Annotated in this window: 20 protein-coding genes; 10 read left to right on the plus strand and 10 right to left on the minus strand. The window is 40.0% G+C overall.

Features of this window, described 5'->3' with window-relative positions; genetic code table 11:
• Positions 1–33: 33 nt before the first annotated feature.
• The 7 genes from ttdA to uxaC all read right to left on the minus strand — a co-directional run bounded on the left by ttdA (position 34) and on the right by uxaC (position 7,248).
• Positions 34–933, minus strand: a complete 900-nt coding sequence (gene ttdA / locus H0R92_RS01935) for a L(+)-tartrate dehydratase subunit alpha (RefSeq protein ID WP_432960621.1) — start codon at positions 931–933, stop codon at positions 34–36.
• 89 nt (positions 934–1,022) lie between these two features.
• A complete protein-coding gene (locus H0R92_RS01940) occupies positions 1,023–2,324 on the minus strand; it encodes an SLC13 family permease (protein WP_432960623.1) in 1,302 nt (433 codons plus the stop codon).
• Between the two features lie 189 nt (positions 2,325–2,513).
• Positions 2,514–3,176, minus strand: a complete 663-nt coding sequence (locus H0R92_RS01945; RefSeq protein ID WP_432960625.1) for a GntR family transcriptional regulator — start codon at positions 3,174–3,176, stop codon at positions 2,514–2,516.
• 1 nt (position 3,177) lies between these two features.
• On the minus strand, positions 3,178–3,723 hold the full coding sequence (locus H0R92_RS01950) for a GntR family transcriptional regulator (protein WP_432960627.1): 546 nt from the start codon (positions 3,721–3,723) through the stop codon (positions 3,178–3,180).
• A 182-nt stretch (positions 3,724–3,905) separates the two neighbouring features.
• On the minus strand, positions 3,906–4,739 hold the full coding sequence (locus H0R92_RS01955; protein WP_432960629.1) for an SDR family oxidoreductase: 834 nt from the start codon (positions 4,737–4,739) through the stop codon (positions 3,906–3,908).
• 35 nt (positions 4,740–4,774) lie between these two features.
• The gene (gene uxuA / locus H0R92_RS01960; RefSeq protein ID WP_432960631.1) at positions 4,775–5,827 is read right to left on the minus strand and encodes a mannonate dehydratase; all 1,053 of its coding nucleotides are present in this window, start codon (positions 5,825–5,827) and stop codon (positions 4,775–4,777) included.
• A complete protein-coding gene (gene uxaC, locus H0R92_RS01965) occupies positions 5,827–7,248 on the minus strand; it encodes a glucuronate isomerase (RefSeq protein ID WP_432960633.1) in 1,422 nt (473 codons plus the stop codon). The genes uxuA and uxaC overlap by 1 nt, the downstream gene beginning before the upstream one ends.
• Before the next feature lie 135 nt (positions 7,249–7,383).
• Between uxaC and H0R92_RS01970 the strand changes: the two genes are divergently transcribed.
• The 10 genes from H0R92_RS01970 (at position 7,384) to H0R92_RS02015 (ending at position 19,151) form a co-directional block, all read left to right on the plus strand.
• On the plus strand, positions 7,384–8,931 hold the full coding sequence (locus H0R92_RS01970) for a sensor histidine kinase (protein ID WP_432960635.1): 1,548 nt from the start codon (positions 7,384–7,386) through the stop codon (positions 8,929–8,931).
• Positions 8,924–9,763: a response regulator transcription factor gene (locus H0R92_RS01975; RefSeq protein WP_432960637.1), complete on the plus strand. Its 840-nt coding sequence runs from the start codon at positions 8,924–8,926 to the stop codon at positions 9,761–9,763. Before H0R92_RS01970 ends, H0R92_RS01975 begins: the two co-directional genes overlap by 8 nt.
• A 65-nt stretch (positions 9,764–9,828) precedes the next feature.
• Positions 9,829–10,821, plus strand: a complete 993-nt coding sequence (locus tag H0R92_RS01980; RefSeq protein WP_432960639.1) for a TRAP transporter substrate-binding protein — start codon at positions 9,829–9,831, stop codon at positions 10,819–10,821.
• 76 nt (positions 10,822–10,897) lie between these two features.
• Positions 10,898–11,407, plus strand: a complete 510-nt coding sequence (locus tag H0R92_RS01985; protein WP_432960641.1) for a TRAP transporter small permease — start codon at positions 10,898–10,900, stop codon at positions 11,405–11,407.
• A 4-nt stretch (positions 11,408–11,411) separates the two neighbouring features.
• A complete protein-coding gene (locus tag H0R92_RS01990) occupies positions 11,412–12,548 on the plus strand; it encodes an alpha/beta hydrolase (RefSeq protein WP_432960643.1) in 1,137 nt (378 codons plus the stop codon).
• Between the two features lie 21 nt (positions 12,549–12,569).
• On the plus strand, positions 12,570–14,372 hold the full coding sequence (locus tag H0R92_RS01995; protein WP_432960645.1) for an alpha/beta hydrolase family esterase: 1,803 nt from the start codon (positions 12,570–12,572) through the stop codon (positions 14,370–14,372).
• Positions 14,373–14,492: 120 nt separating this feature from the next.
• Positions 14,493–15,791 (plus strand): TRAP transporter large permease, encoded by a 1,299-nt coding sequence (locus H0R92_RS02000; protein WP_432960647.1) that lies wholly within the window; start codon positions 14,493–14,495, stop codon positions 15,789–15,791.
• Positions 15,792–15,834: 43 nt separating this feature from the next.
• Positions 15,835–16,626, plus strand: a complete 792-nt coding sequence (locus tag H0R92_RS02005; RefSeq protein ID WP_432960649.1) for a uracil-DNA glycosylase — start codon at positions 15,835–15,837, stop codon at positions 16,624–16,626.
• Complete coding sequence (gene priA / locus H0R92_RS02010) at positions 16,619–18,703, plus strand: replication restart helicase PriA (protein ID WP_432960651.1); 2,085 nt, start codon at positions 16,619–16,621, stop codon at positions 18,701–18,703. The genes H0R92_RS02005 and priA overlap by 8 nt, the downstream gene beginning before the upstream one ends.
• 7 nt (positions 18,704–18,710) lie before the next feature.
• Positions 18,711–19,151 carry a metal-dependent transcriptional regulator gene (locus H0R92_RS02015; RefSeq protein ID WP_432960653.1) on the plus strand — a complete coding sequence of 147 codons (441 nt, stop codon included), beginning with the start codon at positions 18,711–18,713 and terminating at the stop codon, positions 19,149–19,151.
• Here H0R92_RS02015 and truA read toward each other — a convergent pair.
• The 3 genes from truA to H0R92_RS02030 are packed head-to-tail and all read right to left on the minus strand — an operon-like array spanning position 19,148 to position 21,292.
• Positions 19,148–19,960, minus strand: a complete 813-nt coding sequence (gene truA, locus H0R92_RS02020; RefSeq protein ID WP_432960655.1) for a tRNA pseudouridine(38-40) synthase TruA — start codon at positions 19,958–19,960, stop codon at positions 19,148–19,150. The genes H0R92_RS02015 and truA overlap by 4 nt on opposite strands.
• Positions 19,961–19,986: 26 nt before the next feature.
• Positions 19,987–20,886 carry a DUF2225 domain-containing protein gene (locus H0R92_RS02025; protein WP_432960657.1) on the minus strand — a complete coding sequence of 300 codons (900 nt, stop codon included), beginning with the start codon at positions 20,884–20,886 and terminating at the stop codon, positions 19,987–19,989.
• A 28-nt stretch (positions 20,887–20,914) separates the two neighbouring features.
• Positions 20,915–21,292 carry a holo-ACP synthase gene (locus H0R92_RS02030; RefSeq protein WP_432960659.1) on the minus strand — a complete coding sequence of 126 codons (378 nt, stop codon included), beginning with the start codon at positions 21,290–21,292 and terminating at the stop codon, positions 20,915–20,917.
• Between the last annotated feature and the right edge of the window lie 2 nt (positions 21,293–21,294).

The raw sequence follows: 21,294 nt of genomic DNA on the forward strand, positions 1-21,294 counted from the left end.
AATTCCTTTTGTAATTTAAGGGTAACACACAAATTACAATGTTACACCTGAGTGTGTATCAACAATGTAATTTAGTGCTTTATCGAAAATAATATGACCGCGTCGATGCGACCAGCAACCTACATTTACGGCAACGCCTATTGTAGAAGGATGGCGGGCTGTATGTTCAATATGCACCCCCAGTACCGAATATTTTCCACCCATTCCTTGCGGCCCGAGTCCGATTGAATTAATTCCGTCTTCCAAGAGCTGTTCCATTTTTGCAGCTTTTTCATTTTCGTTATGACTTCCTATCGGGCGCATAAGCGCCTTTTTTGAAAGAAGCGCGGCGGTTTCTATGGAAGTAGCAATACCTACCCCGACTAAAAGAGGAGGACAAGCATTAAGTCCATAAGATGTCATGCGGTCAAGAACAAATTTTGCCACTCCTTCATAACCTTCACCGGGCATTAAAACCATTGCATGCCCCGGAAGCGTACATCCGCCGCCTGCCATATACACATAAATTTCGCACGTATCCGAATGAGGAACAATATCCCACCATACTGTCGGCGTCCCCTTGCCAACGTTCGTACCGGTATTATATTCATCAAAGACTTCTACGGAATTATGACGTAAAGGAGCTTCTTGTGTAGAAATCATTACAGCTTTTTTCAAAAGAGCCTCCAAATCATCAATAAGTGGAAATTGAGTACCGCACTTTACCCAAAATTGCAAAACACCGGTATCCTGACAGCAAGGTCTGTTAAGCTCATCAGCCAACTTTTGGTTACGTGTCATTGTTTCGTAAATAACTTTTGCCAGCGGTGAATCTTCCTTTTTTCGGAGGTCTTCAAGTTTTGCAGTTACATCATCCGGAAGTTTTTTGGCAATATGTGATATAAAATGTGCCATATAACACGTTATTTTTTTTACCTGTTCTTCATTTGTCATATTTTAATTCTCCATAAAAATTATTTTATCGGTTTTCATTGTTCAAAAGCGTTTATTTTAACCGTCCCAAATTGTTGATCTAAAAACCGTTAATTCGGAAAAAATGGAAATGCAAGCGGAAGAATAATCATGCTCACAACCGTTGCAATCAAAATAAGAGGAGCCCCCGCCTTCACATAATCCATAAATTTGTATCCGCCCGCCCCTACAACCATTGTATTTGCAGGCATACCGATCGGTGTCGCATAAGCGCAAGAACCGCCGATTACGCACGCCATAAGAACAGCTCTCGGGTCTGCCCCCATATTTACGGCAATTGAATAGCATATAGGAGCCATAAGAGCTGTTGTGGCCGTGTTCGACATAAAGTTAGTCAAGATACAACACAAAAGAAATACAACTAGCGTTAGCAAAAACGGAGAAGGCGTTGCACCCATAAGCCCCACAACTTTTTCTGCTATAAGCGTACCTGCACCGGTTTTTTGTAATGCGGATGCAAGAGATAGAGTACCCCCAAAAAGAAAGATTGTCCGCAAATCTATCGATTTCAAGGCTTGTTGTTCGGTAATTGTATGCGTAATAACCAAAAGAAGTGCTCCTATACAGCCGGAAACTGCAAGATTTATCCCTATCTTTTTTTCAAAAATCATTGCAAGAAGAGTGAGAATCAAAATTATGAGGGACATTGCCTTTTTTAAAGGCGAAACGGAACTGTAATCAGGCTCCTTATCAAAAACACTGTCGCCGCTTTGCGTCGGTTTATTATCGGGCAGCAATTTAAAACCGATTGTTGCATAAAAAACGATACCAGCAACAAGGATCGGAAACCCTACAATTCCATATTCGAAAAACCCGAACTCGGAACCTACAGCAAGCGCCCCTTCTTCAATTGCTTTTTGAATGGTAGACTGAGCAATCATATTGCCCGGCGCACCGATCAAAGAAAGATTCCCCCCCATAGCCGCAGCGAATACCAGCGGTAATAAAAATTTGGATCTGGAATATCCGGATTTGGCGGCAATACCGACTACAACGGGAATAAGAACGGCGGCCGTCCCCGTATTCGAAAGAACACCGCTCATAAGCCCGACAATAACCATAATGGCAACAATAAGCATTCTCTCGGATTTTGCAAATCTTGTAACAATTCCGCCGATAGTATTAGCCATACCTGTTTCAAAAAATGCCCCTCCTACAATAAACATAGCTACAAAAAGAATTACGTTGTTGTTTACAAATCCGGAAAATGCCGTTTTTACATCAAGGACACCGGTTATAACAAATCCCACGCATACAAGCATTGAAGTAACACTTAACGGAATCAGTTCAGTAATGAATAAAACAATCGCAGCAAACAAAAATACGATGGTTATTAAAGCCGGAATATTCATATTACACCTCCATATTGAATTTCCATAAAACATCCTTTTACATTACCCTAAAATTCAACCTTTAATATGATATTAAATATATGATAATGTATCCAATATAAATGTATAATAAGCCATTTTATTCTATCTGTCAAACAAATTTTCTATAAATTTTATAACATAGAAAAAAAAATGTTTTTTTTAGATATTTCAACCTACAGATGAATCAGTATACCTAGTCAGCATACTTTCCAAACTTCGAAGAATATGCGCTCTCATATATTCAGCGGAGAGTTCACCGTCTCTATTTTTTAACGCTTCAAAGATTTTTTTGTGTTCCTGTAAGGAAATATGTGCATATTCGGCAATAGTAGATCTTATTCCCACAGAAAGACCGTTCCACAGTTCGGACAAAATATTTTTAAGCTTTTGATTGCCGCCTGCCAGCCAAATTTCATAATGGAATGACTGATTAAGATCGCTGTATTCATCGATATTATTTTTTTCTATACTTACATCGGCTTGTTTTATGACATTTTCAATATCAGTTAAATCCGCATTATTTTGGCAGCAAAGCATACATGCCTCAGACTCCAGCGCAGCGCGGACTTCATAATGTTCCCTAAGAAATTTTTCATTAATTCCTAAAACAGTTGCACCCTTATTTGTTTTCAGCTCTACCAGACCGTCCCTTGCCAAGATTTGAATGGCTTCCCGCACGGGAGTAGCGGAAATGCCCAATTCACCTGCAATCTCGTCTAAGATAAGAGGCTGCCCTTCTTTTAACTGTTTTGAGATTATTGCCTTTCTTAAAGCAGATGCAACTCGTTCTCTGGCAGGAAGAAGTTTTATCGGTTTAAGTCCTTTTATCATTTCAGCGATTCCTAATATTCCATGCAGACTCTGCAAGTCCATTAAAATACAGAAAAAGGTTTTCTTTTACTGTATCTTTTCTACCCGATTTAATGTCTATAATTATTTTCTGCAAATATTCCGTCATATCCGAACGCCGGGAATCATTAAGTACAAAAGAAATAAAAATTCTCAAAATCGAATCCAACATTTTTTTTATAAAAGTATTTTCAGAAAGCCGGATGATATTCCGGTGAAAAGACATTTCATCGCAAAAGTCAAAATCTTCAAAATTTTTTTCTAAGATTCTCAATTCAATTTCCGCCGCTATTGAAAAAATCTCTTGAAAATATGATAAATTAATTGCAGCTACTCGCACATGTTGATTGGGCAGTTTTTCGATAAGTCCGATATATTCTAAAATAATAAGAACTTCCCGCACGGGAATTCTGGAAATACCCAGGCTCTGAGATAGCTCATTCTGTGTAATTTCCGATCCGCTTTTGATTTCATTCTGTAAAATTAAGGCTGTAAGCTGTTCGATAACCTCATCACTTTTTCTCGGCATTTTTAGCGTATTCAAAGTGTAATAATTTTATCGGAATGAAGTGTAAAAGTCAATGATTTGGGAAAAGGGCATGTAAGCATGAAAAAAACACAAACCCGCAAGGGTAAAAACCGTGTACACTTTTTATATACAGTCTACCGTTGCGGGTTTGAATGTTAATGAGTACAGCACTTTTATGCGGCTTAGACACCCGAATATGCGCTGAATCCGCCGTCAATGGGCAAAATAACGCCGTTTACAAAGCTTGACTGTTGTTCGTCCGCTAAAAAAAACAAGCCACCGAGCAATTCGTCGGCTTCGCCGAATCTTCCCATGGGCGTGTTACGCAAAATCTTTTCCGTCCGTGCGGTCGGCTTACCGTCGGCATCAAACAATAAGGCGCGGTTTTGGTTGCTGACCAAAAATCCCGGTGCAATGGCATTACAGCGTATGCCCGTTTTGGAAAAATAAACCGCAAGCCACTGGGTTAAATTGGAAACGGCCGCCTTTGCGCCGGAATATGCGGGAATTTTTGTAAGCGGGGTAAACGCATTCATACTCGAAATATTAATAATATTTGCTCCTTTTTTACCCATCATATCTGCGGCAAAAACTTGCGTAGGTATTACCGTTCCCAGAAAATTCAAATTAAATACAAATTCAAAACCGGATTTATCCAAATCAAAAAACGTTTTTGTGTCTTCAGGTAAATCAAAATCATGAAATTCATTATCAGTCGTCGCCCGCTTATTATTGCCGCCGGCGCCGTTAATTAAAATATCGCATGTTCCCAAATCGGCGTTAACCCGTTCGCGCGTTTGTTTTAAAGATTCTTGATCCAAAACATCCGCTTTATATCCTTTTGCCGTGCAGCCTTTTTCAGTCAACATGCGGGCATTTTGCATTACCGCTTCTTCATTTATGTCCAATAACGCAACCTTTGCACCTTCTTCGGCAAAGGCCGCCGCAAATGCATTGCACAAAACACCGCCCGCTCCGGTAATAACAACTACCTTATTTTCAAATCTTTTTCCCATAATTAAACCTCTTTTTTCTTACATGTGCCGTAATTTTAACGCGCTTTTTTTGCTTTTTCACAGGCTTCCCATAAGCCGGCCAAATACGATGCTCCCAAAGCGCGGTCATACAAACCGTAGCCGGGTTTACCGGTTTCTCCCCAAATCATACGGCCGTGATCGGGACGGATGGGACCGGAATAATTGTATTTACTTAAAGTATTTATAAGTTCAAACATATCAAGAGAACCGCAGCTGCTCATATGGGCGGTTTCGGCAAAAGAACGTCCCTCTTGCAATAAAATATTGCGGGCATGTACGAAATTTACACGGTCTTTTTTACAAAAATAATCGAGCATTTTTACAAAATCGTTTGACCGTACACAACCGAGCGAACCGGCACACATGGTTAAGCCGTTATGCGGGCTGTCGTATAAAGAAATAAAACGCTCCAAATTTTCCTGACTTGTAATAATTCTGGGCAAACCGAAAATATTATAAGGCGGATCGTCGGGATGAATAGCCATTTTTACATTCGCTTTTTCTGCGGCAGGAATAATACGCTGTAAAAAATAATTTAAGTTTTCCCAAAGTTTTTCTTCATCCACCTGTTTATACGCATCAAACAAATCTTTTAAATCGGCCTTTGTATAACTCGAATCCCAACCGGGAAGCGAAAATTCACCGCTTAAGGGATTTGCTTTTTCGATAATACTTTCTTCAAAAATCAACGAGGTTGAACCGTCGGCGGAACGATGATTTAAATTTGTTCTTGTCCAGTCGAATACCGGCATAAAATTGTAGCATACGACACGAATGCCGAGTTTTCCCAAATGCGTCAAAGTTTGTGCATAATTTTCGATATAGCGGTCGCGTGACGGTTTTCCCAATTTAATATCCTCATGAACGGGAACGCTTTCTATAACCGAAAGTTTTAATCCGTGAGCTTCCACATCGCGTTTTAATTTTTCGATACGCTCAAGCGGCCATACCTCACCGACGGGAACGTCGTATACAGCCGATACAATTCCAGTTACAGCAGGAATTTGTCTTATATATTCCAAACTTACCGGATCATCGTGTCCGTACCAGCGAAATGTCATTTCCATTATAAAGCCTCCAAATTTGTTTTATTAAAATATTCTGCCGCATTGGCATAACAAATATTTGTTATTAATTTCTTTAACAATTTTTCATCATCGGGGAATTCTCCGCTGTCGACTTTTTCCCCGACATATGTACAAAGAATCCTTCTAAAATATTCATGACGAGTGTATGACATAAAACTGCGCGAATCCGTCAGCATTCCGACAAAATTCATCAAAACACCCTGTGTCGCAAGGGAATCCATTTGATCAATCATGCCGCGCTTTGTGTCGTTAAACCACCACCCCGAACCGTGTTGAATTTTGCTCCGAACGCCCGTTTCCGTTTGAAAATTAGCAATTGTCGTATCAATAAGATCGTTATAAACGGGATTTAAATTATAGAATATACATTTCGGCAGTGTTCCGGCCGCATCCAACCTATCCAAAAAACCGTTTAAAGCTCCGGCAAGACAGTTTTGATCTTTTATGGAATCATATCCGGAATCGGCCCCCAAGCGTGTAAAAGCTTTTGAATTGTTATTCCGCAGCGCCCCAAAGTGAATTTGCATTACAAAAGCATGTTTATGATACAGTGTTCCCAAATCGTGCAGCACTGTCGTTTGAAACAGGGCTTTTTCCGCTTTTGTTACGGAATTTCCGCTAAGGCGTTTTAAGAGTATTGCATTTGCCTCATGCACATCGGGTTCAACCGCATACAAACTTCCTATTCCGTGATCGGAAACGTTTGAACCGAGTTTTTTAAAATGCAAAAGCCGATTTTCCAAAGCTGCAATTAAAGACGGATAGTCGCCTATCGTACAGCCGGAGGCGGTTTCAAGGGAATGAATATACCGACAAAAATGCTCGGCATCGATATTAAAAGCCTTATCGGGACGGAATCCGGGAACAACGCATGTTTTAAAACCGGTATCCTGCATAATCAATGAGTGATATTCCAACGTATCGATAGGATCGTCGGTTGTACAAATAAAACGCACGTTTGACTGCGTGATAAAAGTTCTTGGCCTCAAAGATTCCTGTTGTATTTTTTCATTGCATTTATTATAAATTGTTTCCCAATTATCGGTTGTAAGCAATTCATCAATGCCGAAATATCGTTTTAATTCCAAATGACTCCAATGATAAAGCGGATTGCCTACTAAATGCTCCAATGTATATGCCCATGCTTTAAATTTATCTTTTGAGCTTGCAGAACCGGTTATACAATCTTCGCTTACTCCCATTGCACGCATTGCACGCCATTTATAATGATCTCCGCCGAGCCATAATTCGCTGATATCCGAAAAAACTTTATTTTCGTATATTTCTTTAGGACTTAAGTGACAATGATAATCGAAAATCGGCTGCATTTTTCCGTAATTTTCATATAGCTTTTTTGCGGCTTTGCCGTTTAACATAAAATTTTCATCAATGTATGACATGGTAACCGTCCGTCCTCTGCATATAGAGTTTTTTACCGAACACCGGTCGGCAATACAAATAACTATAAGATATCTGTTTTCAGCTGTCAATAAGCAACATGCAATATTTTTTAATTTGTGATACAATAGAAACGCATGATGAAAAAACTATACGATATATGGTACGGTTTATCCATCCGAAGAAAACTGATTTTATATTTTGCCCTGCTTACCTTTGTAATGCTTATAGTAATACTCTATTCTTTCGGAGTTACATACCGGTATACAAAGCAATTTCAATTGATATTGGAAGAACATTTTTTACTTAACGAATTTTTAACGGAATTACAGTTTTACGGGAACGAAATAGATGACTTTTTACGTTATAAATCAGAACGGTCCGAAAAAGAAATTATTGCGCGTGTAAAAAAAAGCCAAAATAAAATGACTCGCGTTTTAATGAAAATGCGACAGCATATTCCCGAGTCGATTGAAGCGCTTTTTGAAATAAGAGCTTTGGAAAACTGTCTTGAATCATATACGCAATTAAGTTCATCCCTTTTTTTAGAACAAAACAAGCATTCGCCCGATTTTTTTCAAAAATTATACACTGTTTCACGTATGCAATATTACATGGAAAGATATATTGCAAACCTACAGCGTATCCGTTTAACCGAAGACAATCTATATTGTGAAAAAATCGAAAATGATATTTTCTTTTTTCGAACAATGTTTTTAGCGGTATTAACGCTTTTTTTATTCTTTTTGATTTCTTTTTCGGTTATTTTTTCCCATCGGCTTTCAAAACCGATAACAAAATTGGCTGAAGTGTCGCTGCGTATGGCAGACGGCGACTTATCCGTTTCTCCGATAGACAATACGTTTAAAACCGGCAAAGAAATGGAAACCGTTATATCGGCTTTTAACACTATGAGCCGAAATATAAAAGATATGGTCGACGATTTAAAAATGAAATCAAAATTGGAAACAATGCTTCATGCGGAAGCAATCGAAAAAGAAAGCGCATTAACGGCCCTGCGTGAAGCCCAATTGGTGAGCCTTCAAAATCAAATAAAACCTCATTTTTTATTTAATACGCTCAACACGATAAACCGACAAGCGCAAGAAGAAAAAGCTTTTCAAACCGTAAACTTGATTTTAATACTATCGAATCTTATGCGCTATAATTTACTTTCGCACCGCCAGTCCGTATCGTTAAAAGACGAATTGTCGGCTTTAAAAGATTATATGCATTTACAGCAAAAACGCTTCGGTAAACGCATCCGTTTTAAAATAGACGCACCTGAAGAAATATTATCGGTGGAAATACCGCCGTTTGCAGTACTCACCTTTGCGGAAAATTCCGTTCGGCACGGTCTTGAACCCTGTATAAACGGGGGCACCCTCTATGTGCGCATATGCAAACGTACCGATACATGCAGAATACAAATTGCGGATACGGGAGTCGGTATGGATAAAGAAACGCTGTATTCGCTTGTCCACATACAAGAAATTCCGCCGAAAATACGAAGTGACGGTTCAGAAGCGGGTATCGGAGTACGTAATATTATGACTCGACTGGATTTATTTTACGGTACCGAATATGCTTTTAAATGTTATTCAAAACCCGGCAGAGGAACTTTAACCGTAATTTCCATTCCCATCCATCCGATGCGGACATTGAGGGAGGAGATACATGTATAAACTGCTTATAGCCGATGATGAGTCCATAGAAAGAAAAGCACTGCGAAACATTATCGGATCACAGTACCCTACAACAATTGAAGTTATCGAAGCGGTAAACGGTATTGACTTGCTTGCTAAATTCGATTGTTTTAAGCCGGATATTATTTTTTGCGATATAAAAATGCCGGGGAAAAGCGGACTCGAAGCTATGCGTGAAATAAAAGCAAAAAATCCCGATCAAATTGCCGTATTTTTATCCGCATACGATTATTTCGATTACGCCCGTGAAGCGGTATCCTTAGGTGTAAAAGAATATTTGATAAAACCGGCAGCGGATAATTACGTTATCGATTTGGTTCAAAAGTTGATTGATATATTGGATAAAAAAAAGCTGCAAGAACAAGAATTATCGGCTCAAATGGAAAAATTGGCAATGCTCGATACGTATTTTCAAAATACTTTTAAAACGGAACAAAACAGCGAACAATATAATCTCTACGAACAGCACGGCGAATTATCGGCCAGATTGGAAAAACTGCTTAAAACCGCCTCGAATATAATGGAACGGGAATATATGTATCCCCTAAATTTGGAAAGTATTGCAAAGCGGGTAAAATTAAGCAGCTTTTATTTTAGTAAAATGTTTAAACTCTATTGGAAAAAAAGCTTTACGGATTATTTGGCCGAAATCAGAATAAGAGAATCGTGTAAAATGCTTGCCGACCCTTCTTTTTCGATAAAAGAAATTGCCGCCGCTGTAGGTTTTTCCAATTCAAATTATTTTTCCCGTGTATTTAAACAAATCAAAAACATAACTCCGGTTAAATATCGCAACAAAATTTTGAATTAAATAGCAAGATATTTTTATTGTGTTCGTTTTTTTTTACCTTTATACTAAAAACGGAGGTTTTGTTTATGAAAAAAACAATTTTAATTATTGCATGTGCGCTTTTAGTTGTTTTCGGTTTTTCCGGAGGAGCCAAAGACGGTAATGGCGGCGGAAAAAACATAGTACTCCGGCTCGCCGATAACCATCCCGACGGTTATCCGACAGTTATCGGAGACTTGGAATTCGCCCGCTTGGTAAAAGAACGCTCAAACGGACGTATCGTTATTGAAGTGTATAACAACGGCGTTTTAGGCGATCAAAAATCCGTTGTAGAACAAGTACAGTTCGGCGGTATAGACTTTGTCCGCACGTCAATTTCATCCGTAGCACCCTTTTATCCCGACATTAATGCTTTACAAGCTCCCTATTTGTTCCGCGATGCGGATCATATGTGGAAAGTGTTAAACGGTGAAATCGGCGATTATTTTTTGAACAGTGTAAAATCAAGCGGCTTTGTCGGTTTATGCTGGTTTGATGCCGGTGCGCGTTCTTTTTACAACACAAAAAAACCCATCTATACCGTTGCCGACTTAAAAGGTATGAAAATCCGCGTACAGGAATCGGCCTTAATGATGGGTATGATTCAAGCTTTAGGTGCCGTTCCCACTCCGATGCCTTACGGAGACGTATACAGCGCTTTACAAACAGGGGTTATAGACGGAGCTGAAAACAACTGGCCCTCATACGACACCGCAAGCCATTATGAAGTTGCACGTTATTTTTCCATAGATGAGCACACCCGTGTTCCGGAAATGATTATCGCATCGAAAATCACTATGGATAAATTAAGCGCCGAAGATCAAAAATTGATTGCCCAAGCGGCAAAGGATGCCGCACCCGTCCAAATAAAAGCATGGGCGGATATGGAAAAACGTTCGGAAGATAAAGTACGCGCTGCCGGATGCAAAATCAACACAATAAGAAATCAATCGGAATTTTCGAACGCTATGGCACCGCTTTACAATTCCTTTTCCGCAGGACAAAAAGAGTGGATCAAAAAGATTCAAGCGGTAAAATAAAATTATAACATTGTTTATAAAAAGGCTGACAGGTATACTGTTCAGCCTTTTTGCAAATTGCAGTATTAGGAATAACATGAAACTTATACAAAAAATTTCCGATATTTTTTTCTCCGTTTTGCTTTATGTTGCCGGTTTTTTACTCACGGTAATGGTTTTATTGGTTTTTACAAACGTCGTTTTACGCTATGTTTTTAATTCGGGCATATACTGGTCGGAAGAAGCGTCATTAATTATCGTTATATGGTTTACGTTCATTGCTTTTGCCCTCGGTGTAAAGGAAGATTTACATATCAGTATTAATATTTTACCGAAAAAAATACCTTCGAAGATTATATCGGTAGTGGGCTTTTTAAAATATGCGGTAGAGATTTTTTGCGGCGGAATCTTATTTGTATACGGAATAAAACTGACACGTGCGGGAGCTTCTTCCGTTTTACCCGCAACAGGTTTGTCGAATGCCGTTTCATATCTTATTGTTCCCGTCAGCGCCGTATTTGTCGTTTTATTTGCACTGCTTCATTTCGTTAAAAAGCATAAAACCAAAAAATCTTTAAACAATAATTCAGATTTGCAAGGAGACTAAGCTAATGTTAAAAAGAAAATCGATTGTATTCAGCTCCATATTAGTATGCTTATTTTTTTCCGTATCTTTGTTATGCAACGCAGAAAATATGCTAACCGATGAAAAAGTGGCCTCTTTAGCCCGTAAAGAGCTAACGATTTGCCGGAATTTTGCGTACTACCCGCATGCTTTTAATGGTGACTTTGAACAATTTTATGTTGACTTTCATAAGCTTTCTCGAAAACTGCGAAAAGGTATAACGGTAGCGGATTACGATGCAGTAATTGAGTTAGGACGAAAACGTGAAAAACTCATACAAATTGTTAAAAATCCGAAAGACACTGTTTGGGATATATGGGGGAAAAAAATGGCATGTGAGAGTTACCCAAAAGCAGGCTGGGATGTATCATATGATAATGAAGGTTTTAGGCCATTCCTCAATCCATATCTCAATGAAAACCAAAAAAATGTAAAAGGGAATGTGATTATCATTGCCGGAGGAGCAAATACTCATCGCTGTAATCAAGTTGAAGGGTACCCCGTTGCAGCATTCTTTCGTGCCAATGGCTATAATGCCTATGTACTGCAACGAAGAGTTTTACCTTATGCGGATATTGATGCAGTACTTGATCTTGCACGAGCAGTTCGCTATATTCGTTACAATGCGAAAAAATTGGGTATCGGAAAACCCGATACAATTATTGCAGTCGGATTCTCTGCAGGCGGCATGAATATTATGACTGCAATTGCTGAACAATACGGGCATGTAACACCGGACAAGTATTACAGTGACTATATTTGTGACGCAGTAGACGCAGAAAGCGCAGATATTACTGTTGCAGTTCCTATTTACGGAGTTGTAAACAAAGGACTTGATTATTCAAAAAACATCAATATCCCGCCTATTTTTTCCGTAGTTGGACAAAACGATGAATATTTCTCGAAGAGCATCCCTGCCTCTATTGAGTTTTTACTCAGTCTAAAAACTGATGTTTCTTTCTGGGTAGTACCGGATGCAAAACACGGGTTTGGTTTATCTACCGGTGTTAAAAATTATGTAAACGGTTATACAGTTGCGCAGTTCTGGCCGGAAATATTACTTAGTTTCTTAGACACCCAGTTAGGCTACAAAGAACGTGTAATAAAATATTTACCGAATTAAGTAATATAGGAACGAGGTTTTATGAAAAATCAATCTTTCTGTGTTTTACTATTTTGTCTATTAGTAGTGTTTCCTTTCAGTATCGCGGCAGATGCAAAATATGTTTTTGACTCCAATACGCCTTATAATGGAGTCGTTGTCGGGCAATATACGCAGACAATTACTGCAAACAATGAAATAGGCGAGTCCGTTATTTATTTACCAAAAGGGTTACAACCATGGACACCGGCCGTTATTATCCTTACTCCAAATGACACAACAGCAATACAATTTGCAGAAAGCAAAGACGGACAAGAATGGAAAAAAGTTGCAGATACCAATCTTATCGCTCTTGCATTTCTTTGCCCACATAACGGAGAAAAATGGAATCTTAATTGTAACACAAATGAACGTAATGACAGTGCAATTTTATCGCAGTTATATATGACTATGCGCTCTAAAAGTACTAAGAATGTAGCACCTTTCTCTATGGACAAATCTCATACCACACTAGTAGGATATGCAGAGGGAGGCGCAGCAGCTTTGCTGTTTGGCACCATGTGTTCAACTGAGTTTAGCGGAATTGCTGCCATTAATGCCACCTCTATAAATAAAGAGGTATTAACTTTGGCTGGAGAAAAGTATGTACTACCCTTTCCGGCGGATACTACTGTTGCTATTGAAGAAATGGCAATAAAAGCAAATAGTGTTAATATCCCGGTTTGGTTTATTAATTCTAGCAATGCTAATTCAGCAGCACTGGAGTATTACATCAAAGCAAATAAAGCTGTTAAATCTAAATCAAACAAACATGCACAAACGGTTTATACAAGTACCACCTCTGTAGCTGAGATATGGATTAGTAATAAAGTAAAGAAACCGTCAGTTATTTATAGCAATTTTCTTTCCAAAACAAAACGGTTTATGGGCATGCAAAGAGGCGGTCGCCTGGCCTTAGCAAAAGATTTTACCGACAAAAAATTTACTATATATGAAAAAATAATCAATGGGGAACAGCGTCGCTGGATGACTTATGTTCCACAAACCTATAATCCGACTAAAAAAACTCCGTTAGTCGTTGTTATGCATGGGTATACAGCATCAATGTATGCTATTGCAGAAGAATCTCAATGGTATGATATTGCAGAAGAAAATGGGCTTATTGTACTGTTTATGCAAGCACTTGTCCGTGAAACACCTATGATTAAGAACATACCTGCTGCAGCATGGATAGCAGGGAAATTTGCTTCTATGTATAAAGATACTACGGTTGACGTTTCTTTTATTTCTGATGTTATTGAGATGACCAAAGCAAAGTACAATATCGATACTGGACGCATTTATGCAACAGGCCATTCAAATGGAGCTATGATGGCTGCACAATTAGGTATGGATAAACCGAATCTTTTTGCGGCTATTGCGCCAGTAGGATATATGACTCCTTCTAATAAGAATAAGTCGCAAAACATGGTCCCCATATGGTTTATTGTTGGAGAATATGATTCTGCTGTCACTGCGGCACTCATAGAGGGAAACAATACTGTAAATACAATCATTAGTTGGAATGATTTTAACGATATTGATGAAAATCTGATTATAAAAGAAGAGCAGTACAACGGTCAATGGCAAACTTTGATTTTTAATACAGTGCAAAAAATACCACTTGTACAATATACGGTTATTAAAAACACTCCGCACACATACATGCCAGAAGAGAGCAAGAGTATCTGGTATGATTTTTTCAGTAAGTATAATCGTGATTCAGATGGTACACTCTATTATCAGAATAAAAAAATTGACCGAGGCGCTTATATTCAAGCGAAAAACTGGTATACTGCACAGTAATTATAAAAGTATTTTAAAAAAAAGTTTAAGATACTTTTATTTTACAATAAATTTATGTCCGTGATAGGATTTATATTTTAAATAACGTCAAATATTCGATTTGACATAGGAGAGATTCCGATGCCTGATTTTACCGTAGCTTCATGGCTGTTGTTAGGGAGTTTTCTATTATTATTGATTTTAAGAATACCCATAACCTTTACTTTATTTACCTCTTCCATCATTACCGCCTTGTATTTAAAAATACCGCTGATGTCAATCGTTCAAAGAATGGTAGGCGGGGTTAATTCTTTTTCTCTTTTAGCTATTCCGTTTTTTATCCTTTCAGGCGAAATGATGAGCCGCGGCGGTATATCGCGCAGATTGATATTATTTTCAAATGTTTTAATCGGACGGGTACGCGGAGGCCTTGCACAAGTAAACTGTTTGGCGTCAATGTTTTTCGGGGGTATTTCAGGTTCTGCGGTAGCCGACGTATCTTCTATCGGAACCATGTTAATTCCCATGATGAAAGAAAAAGGATATGACGATGATTTTTCGGTCGGTGTAACCGTTACCAGCGCATGTCAGGGGGTTATCATACCTCCCAGCCATAATATGATTATATTTTCACTTGCCGCAGGAGGAGGAGTATCGGTCGGTAAATTGTTTATGGGCGGTATTGTTCCCGGTATTATGCTCGGCGTTGCATTAATGATTATCAGCTATATTATCGCCGTAAAAAGAAATTATCCTAAAGAGCGAAAATTCAGCTTTAAAGAGGGAATAGTAATAGCAAAAGATGCAGTACTCGGATTGTTGACTATGATTATTATTATCGGCGGCGTTGTTTCCGGTGTTTTTACCGCAACGGAATCGGCTGCAGTCGCCTGTGTGTACGCATTTATTATTACCTTTTTTGTATACCGCGAAATCAAAATAAAAGAATTCGGCGCAATTCTTTTAAATACACTCAGAACATTGGCAATGGTAATGAGCCTCATTGCAGCGGCAAATGCATTCGGATGGCTTTTAGCATTTTTGAGAATACCGGGCAGCGTTACTTCATTTTTGTTGGGTATATCGCATAATCGAATCGTTTTACTTTTACTGATTAATGTAATGTTATTAATCTTAGGCTGCATTATGGATATGGCACCTTTAATTATTATTACAACTCCGATATTGTATCCGGTTTTGGTAAACAGTTTGGGTATGGACCCCATTCAATTCGGTATTATGCTTATACTCAATTTATCTATCGGTTTATGTACGCCTCCGGTCGGTTCCGCATTATTTGTGGGTTGCGCTATCGGCAAAATATCAATCGAAAAAGCTGCAAAAGGTATGCTTCCCTTTTATATTGCAATGATAATAGTTTTACTTCTTGTTACCTTTGTACCTGCAATATCTACTGCAGTGCCCGATATGTTACATTAATCCCCGATCTTGCAAAAAAAGCTTTGTCGAGGTATAGTAGAGCATGCACAATTTATCCGCTTCCGATGCCCGGCTTTTGACGGACGTACTTAATCTTGTCGATACATGGGTATCGGGAGTGCATACAACACGATTTGATGCTCAAAAAATCCGCTCGACTGCGCCTTCGGCCTTTGTCAACGGTAAAATGCAAGCCTCTAAAACCGAAACGCCGGAAAATACCGATTCAGCCGCAAGTGAAACAAACGCTTTTTCTATGCAAAACATTGCCGAAAAAATAGCACAATGTTCTCGCTGCGAACTGTGCCGTATGCGTACCAAAACGGTTCCCGGCTTCGGCTGCCCCAATCCGGTTGTTATGGTTATAGGTGAAGGACCGGGTGCAGATGAAGACAGGTCGGGTCTTCCCTTTGTCGGACCTGCCGGGCAGCTTTTGGATAAAATGCTTGCAGCCATTCAACTTTCGCGCCATTCAAATTGCTTTATCGGAAATGTCGTAAAATGCCGGCCGCCGCATAACCGCGACCCTAAACCCGAAGAATCAGAGGCATGCGCTTCTTTTTTACATGCGCAAATTCAAATCTTAAAGCCGAAAATGATTTTAGCCGTAGGACGCATTGCCGCACAAAACCTCTTAGCCACAAGTGAGGGCATAGGTAAACTGCGCGGCCGTTTTTTTTCGTATCGGAACATTCCGCTTATGAGTACCTATCATCCGAGTGCCCTTTTGCGCGATGTTTCTTTAAAAAAGCCGGCATGGGAAGATTTAAAGCTTTTCCGCTCACGGCTTTTAGAGCTTGATCCCTCCTATACGGAAACATTTATCGATGGCTGATATACCATATAACGATACCGAAAATCCCGTACATATGTTATGGGTTGAAGTTTTTTTAAACCTGCCTTTAAATAATTCGTTTTTTTACCGTTGGGAACAGGGAAATGCTTCCGATACGGTACCTAAAACAGGGTTACGCGCTCAAGTGAATTTCGGCAAACGAAAAATGACCGCCTTTATTGTCAAAACATACAAAACGGTGCCGGAAAAAGTCGATTTTCCCTTAGAAAAAATAAAACCGCTTACCCGTATTATAGATACGCTTCCCTTGTTTACGGAAGAACAAATACAACTTGCTTTATGGATGGAAGAATACTATCTATGCTCGCGCGGTGAAGCTTTAAGCGCAATGCTGCCGTCCGGAAAAAAAGAAAGCGGAACACCGGCTTTTCCTTCCGGAGCCGAAGCCGAAGAATTCGAAAAAAAAACGCTTTCGGCCGAACAACGTAATGCCGTAGACGAAATTCTCGGCAGCGACGAAACGCTTCATTATTTATACGGAACAACAGGATCGGGTAAAACCGAAGTTTTTTTACAAATTGCGGAACAAAAACTGGCCGAAGGCAAGGGAGTCATATACCTTGTGCCCGAAATAGGACTCACAACTCAAGTAAGGCAAGCCGTTATATCCCGTTTTGGAGAAACCGCAGCCGTTTTACATTCGGCCCTTACCGGAAGTCAAAGGCTTTTACAGTGGCGCAGAATAATACAAAAAAAAGCCCGTGTGGTTATAGGTGCGCGCAGCGCAGTATTTGCGCCGGTTCCGGATTTAGGCTTGATAATTATAGATGAAGAACACGACGGCTCTTATAAATCGAGTAATTCGCCGCGATATTCCGCACGTCAAATTGCGATAAAGCGCTGTACCGAATGCCGTATTCCGCTCGTAATGGGCAGTGCAACACCTTCGGTAGAAGCATGGTACATGATAAAACAGCGCAAAATACAAGAGCACCGTCTCAGCAAGCGGCTTGCAGGGGGCAAAGAACCGACAGTAGAACTTATCCGCTTAGCAAACGCCGGTTCGGAAAGCGGACACACGGAAAGCGGGCGTATGGAAAACGGAATAAAAAAAAGTCCTGCGTCCGGTTGTATTTCACTTTATCTTGAAGAAAATATACGGCAAACACTCAAAAACGGCCGTCAAGTAATTTTATTTTTAAACCGCCGCGGCTTTACGCATTTTTTCAGATGTAAATCCTGCGGTTTTGATTTAATGTGCAAAAACTGCTCCGTATCGCTCACTTATCATAAAAAGGAACGAATATTACGCTGCCATTACTGCGGCTGGTCAATAAAACCGCCGCAAGAGTGTCCCGAATGTGCATCTTTGGACATTGAGTATGCAGGATTCGGTACCGAATTTATCGAAGAAGAAATTCGTATAAAATTTCCCGAAGCCCGTATTGTACGTGCAGACAGCGACAGCTTAAAGCATCGCGGAGAATTGGAAGAAAAACTCACCCTTTTTAAAGAAAAAAAAGCGGATATTTTACTGGGAACACAAATGGTCGCAAAGGGATTAAACTTTCCGGGCGTACAACTAGTAGGAGTTGTGATGGCGGATACGGGCTTACATTTGCCCGATTTCCGTGCGGCGGAGAGAACGTTTTCCCTTATCGTGCAGGTGGCGGGAAGAGCGGGACGTTTTTTTCCGGATGGAAAAGTTATCGTACAAACATACAATCCCGATAAAACCGCTATCGCATTGGCTTGCAGCGGCAATATCGATGAATTTTACGCACAGGAATTGCAGGTACGTAAAGAACTTTTTTTTCCGCCCTTCAGCCGCTTGATACGCTTGGTTTTCAGATCTGCAGATCCCCGAAAAGCATACAATGCAGCCGAAGATGCGGCACGGATTATCAATGATGCTTTAACCTCCGAGCACGTGCAGCTTTTAGGGCCTGCCGAATGCCCCCTTGAAAAAATTGCGGCAAACTATCGTTATCAGCTTTTATTGCGCGGAAAACGGTTGGTTTATATTCAGCATATCGTACGCTTTTTTTTATCCTCATATAAACCTGCTGCAGGATTGTATATTGAAGTTGACGTAGACCCGATAAGCCTGTTATAATATATGTATGACACAAAGCCTTGAAGATTACCTTGAAACAATAGGAAACCTTGCCCAAGACGGAAATATTCCGCGGGTAAAAGACATCGCAGCAACTCTCAAACTTTCAAAGCCTTCCGTTCATGTTGCACTTCATTTGCTTGAAGACAGGGGGATGATAGAACACGAACCCTACGGTGATATTATTATAACCGAATTGGGTAAGCAAAAATACCTCGAAATCAAACACAAGCACGATACGATAAGCAGCTTTTTGCGGAATAATTTGGGAGTGTCGAGTGAAAATGCCGAAAAAGATGCCTGCTTGATGGAGCATATTCTCAGCGATGAAACACTTGAAAAAATAGAAAAATGCGTACAAACTGCGGGAATTAACACCTGTGCCCTGTGTTCCGAAGTTGCCGTTTCACATAAAAGCGGCACTGCCAAAAAGAAAAAAACGAACTAGGGATAAACTCTTTTTCCTTTAAATGCCACGTTCCATAAAAAAAGTCCCTGCGCAGGAGCGGTTAAACCCGCTTTTTTTCTGTCGCCCGCTTTAAGGACCGAAAAAAAATCTTCGGCAGTGCCGCCTTTTTTTTCGAGTTCAATAAACGTACCTGCAAGAGAGCGTACCATTTTCCATAAAAACGCATTTGCACAAATTTCAAACACCAACTTTTCTCCCTGCATAAAAAAAACGGCATGGTCTATAAAACGGTACTTTGAAACGCTTTTATCTCCGGCGGCGGCAAAAGCCGAACAATCCGTTTCCCCGCGAAGGCAGGAAGACATTGCATTAAGTTTTGCAACATCCGGATAGCGGTATAAGGGCCATACATAATTCATTTCCCACGCAGGCGGTGTTTTTCCGCAGTAAAAAAAATAACGGTACGTACGGTTTACGGCATTAAAACGGGCATTAAAATTGAGCGGTTTTTCTTCCGCCGTATGTATGCGTATATCGCGGGGAAGACGGGCATTTAAAGCGGGAATATAATTTTCAAGCGGAATACTGTCTATCGGTGAAATAAAATTTGCAGCTTGCGCCGCCGCGTGCACCCCCGAATCGGTACGCCCGGAACCGTAAAGAACGACAGGCTGTTTGTGCACAATTTGTAAAGCGTTTTCGATTTCTTCCTGAACCGTTCTAAGCTTTTTGGTACAACGCGTTTGTTCCGTCTTCCCCTCGCCTTTTGAGATTTTTCGGTACTCCTGCCGCTGCCAACCGCAAAAAAAAGTTCCGTCGTAAGAAAGAGTCAGTAAAATATTACGCATAGCAGCTGTGCCGTATATTTTTAAAATCAATCATCATCGTCAAAAGAAAGAACATTGGCTTCTTTTAATTCTGCCGTTAAATTATCATATAAATCGCGCGAGTGTTCCAAAAGAGGGCCGGGTTTGCTTTTGGATGATTTTCCCAAACCGAAAATACGGGCAATTGAACGTTTTAATTCTCCCAGCTTTTGCAAACGTTCATTAAGATTTTGACGCTGTCCGTATTTATATTCCAAAAGTGCACATAAATACACAACACCGTCGTAGCCGTAATTTTTATCGATATCCGGGCCGAAATTTCCTATAGCAGTAATATTTTCAATACGGTTTATTTCGTAGTCCAGAGCTTCTTGATATAAAAACAGAGCTTTACGGTAAAAGCGACTTTGTATATAGTCAAACCCCCGATCCGGGCATAAGTTATTTAAATCACCTGACAACCATGCAAGCCGCAAACTGATTTGCGCTTTTTTTATTGTCGGAGAATATGCGTGCGATAATTTTTCGTAACATAACAGTGCAAGATAATAGGCCGCAGCACCGTCTAACAAGGTTCGCTCCCGTTTTAAATCGTAAAACGGAAATACGGTTTGAACCGATTTTTTACGGGCATCTTCATTATCGAGAATGGCTTCTATGCTTTCTTCATCGGCAAAGCGTTCAAAATCGCTCCACAATAAAGCGGCGTGACACACCGGGCAGGCGGCAACCGAATAAATCATCGGATAAACCGGGCCGAATTTTACGGAAGGCTCAAAAATTCTGCGAAGCTCATCGGTCAACTCTCCGGCTATCATTCTTCCGCCGCCGGAAAGCATTTCTTCTCTTGCAAATTGTTTTTTACAAAAAGGACACAAAATTTTTTGCTTTGAATAAAATGAAATAGCGAGATTTTTAGGTTCTTCCTTTTTCTTATACCGGTTCATTTATTCTCCTCATATGCGGCTTCCCGTTTTATACATATTCCAATATAACTTGTGCAACGGCATAGTGTTTTTCATGCGATAAGGAAAGATGTATGCGGTTTGCACCGTTTTTTTTTAAAAGTTCCGCAGCCGCTCCGGAAAGCCGCATAACAGGTTTTCCGGCTGCATCCTTATCCACACATATATCGCTTAATTTAAATCCGGAAAGACCCGTTCCGAGCGCTTTACCGAAAGCTTCTTTTGCCGCAAATCTCACCGCCAAACTTTCCGCAGCTTTTTGGCTGCCGAAAGCGTTTATGTACCGGCTTTCATCCGGATGAAAAAAACGCCGGACAAGCGGCGGATTTTCCAACCAACCCGAAAAGCGCTCCACATTTACGATATCGATACCGCAGCCTGTAATCATTT

The sequence above is a fragment of the Treponema sp. OMZ 840 genome, assembly GCF_050937815.1.
Taxonomy (GTDB): Bacteria; Spirochaetota; Spirochaetia; order Treponematales; family Treponemataceae; genus Treponema_C.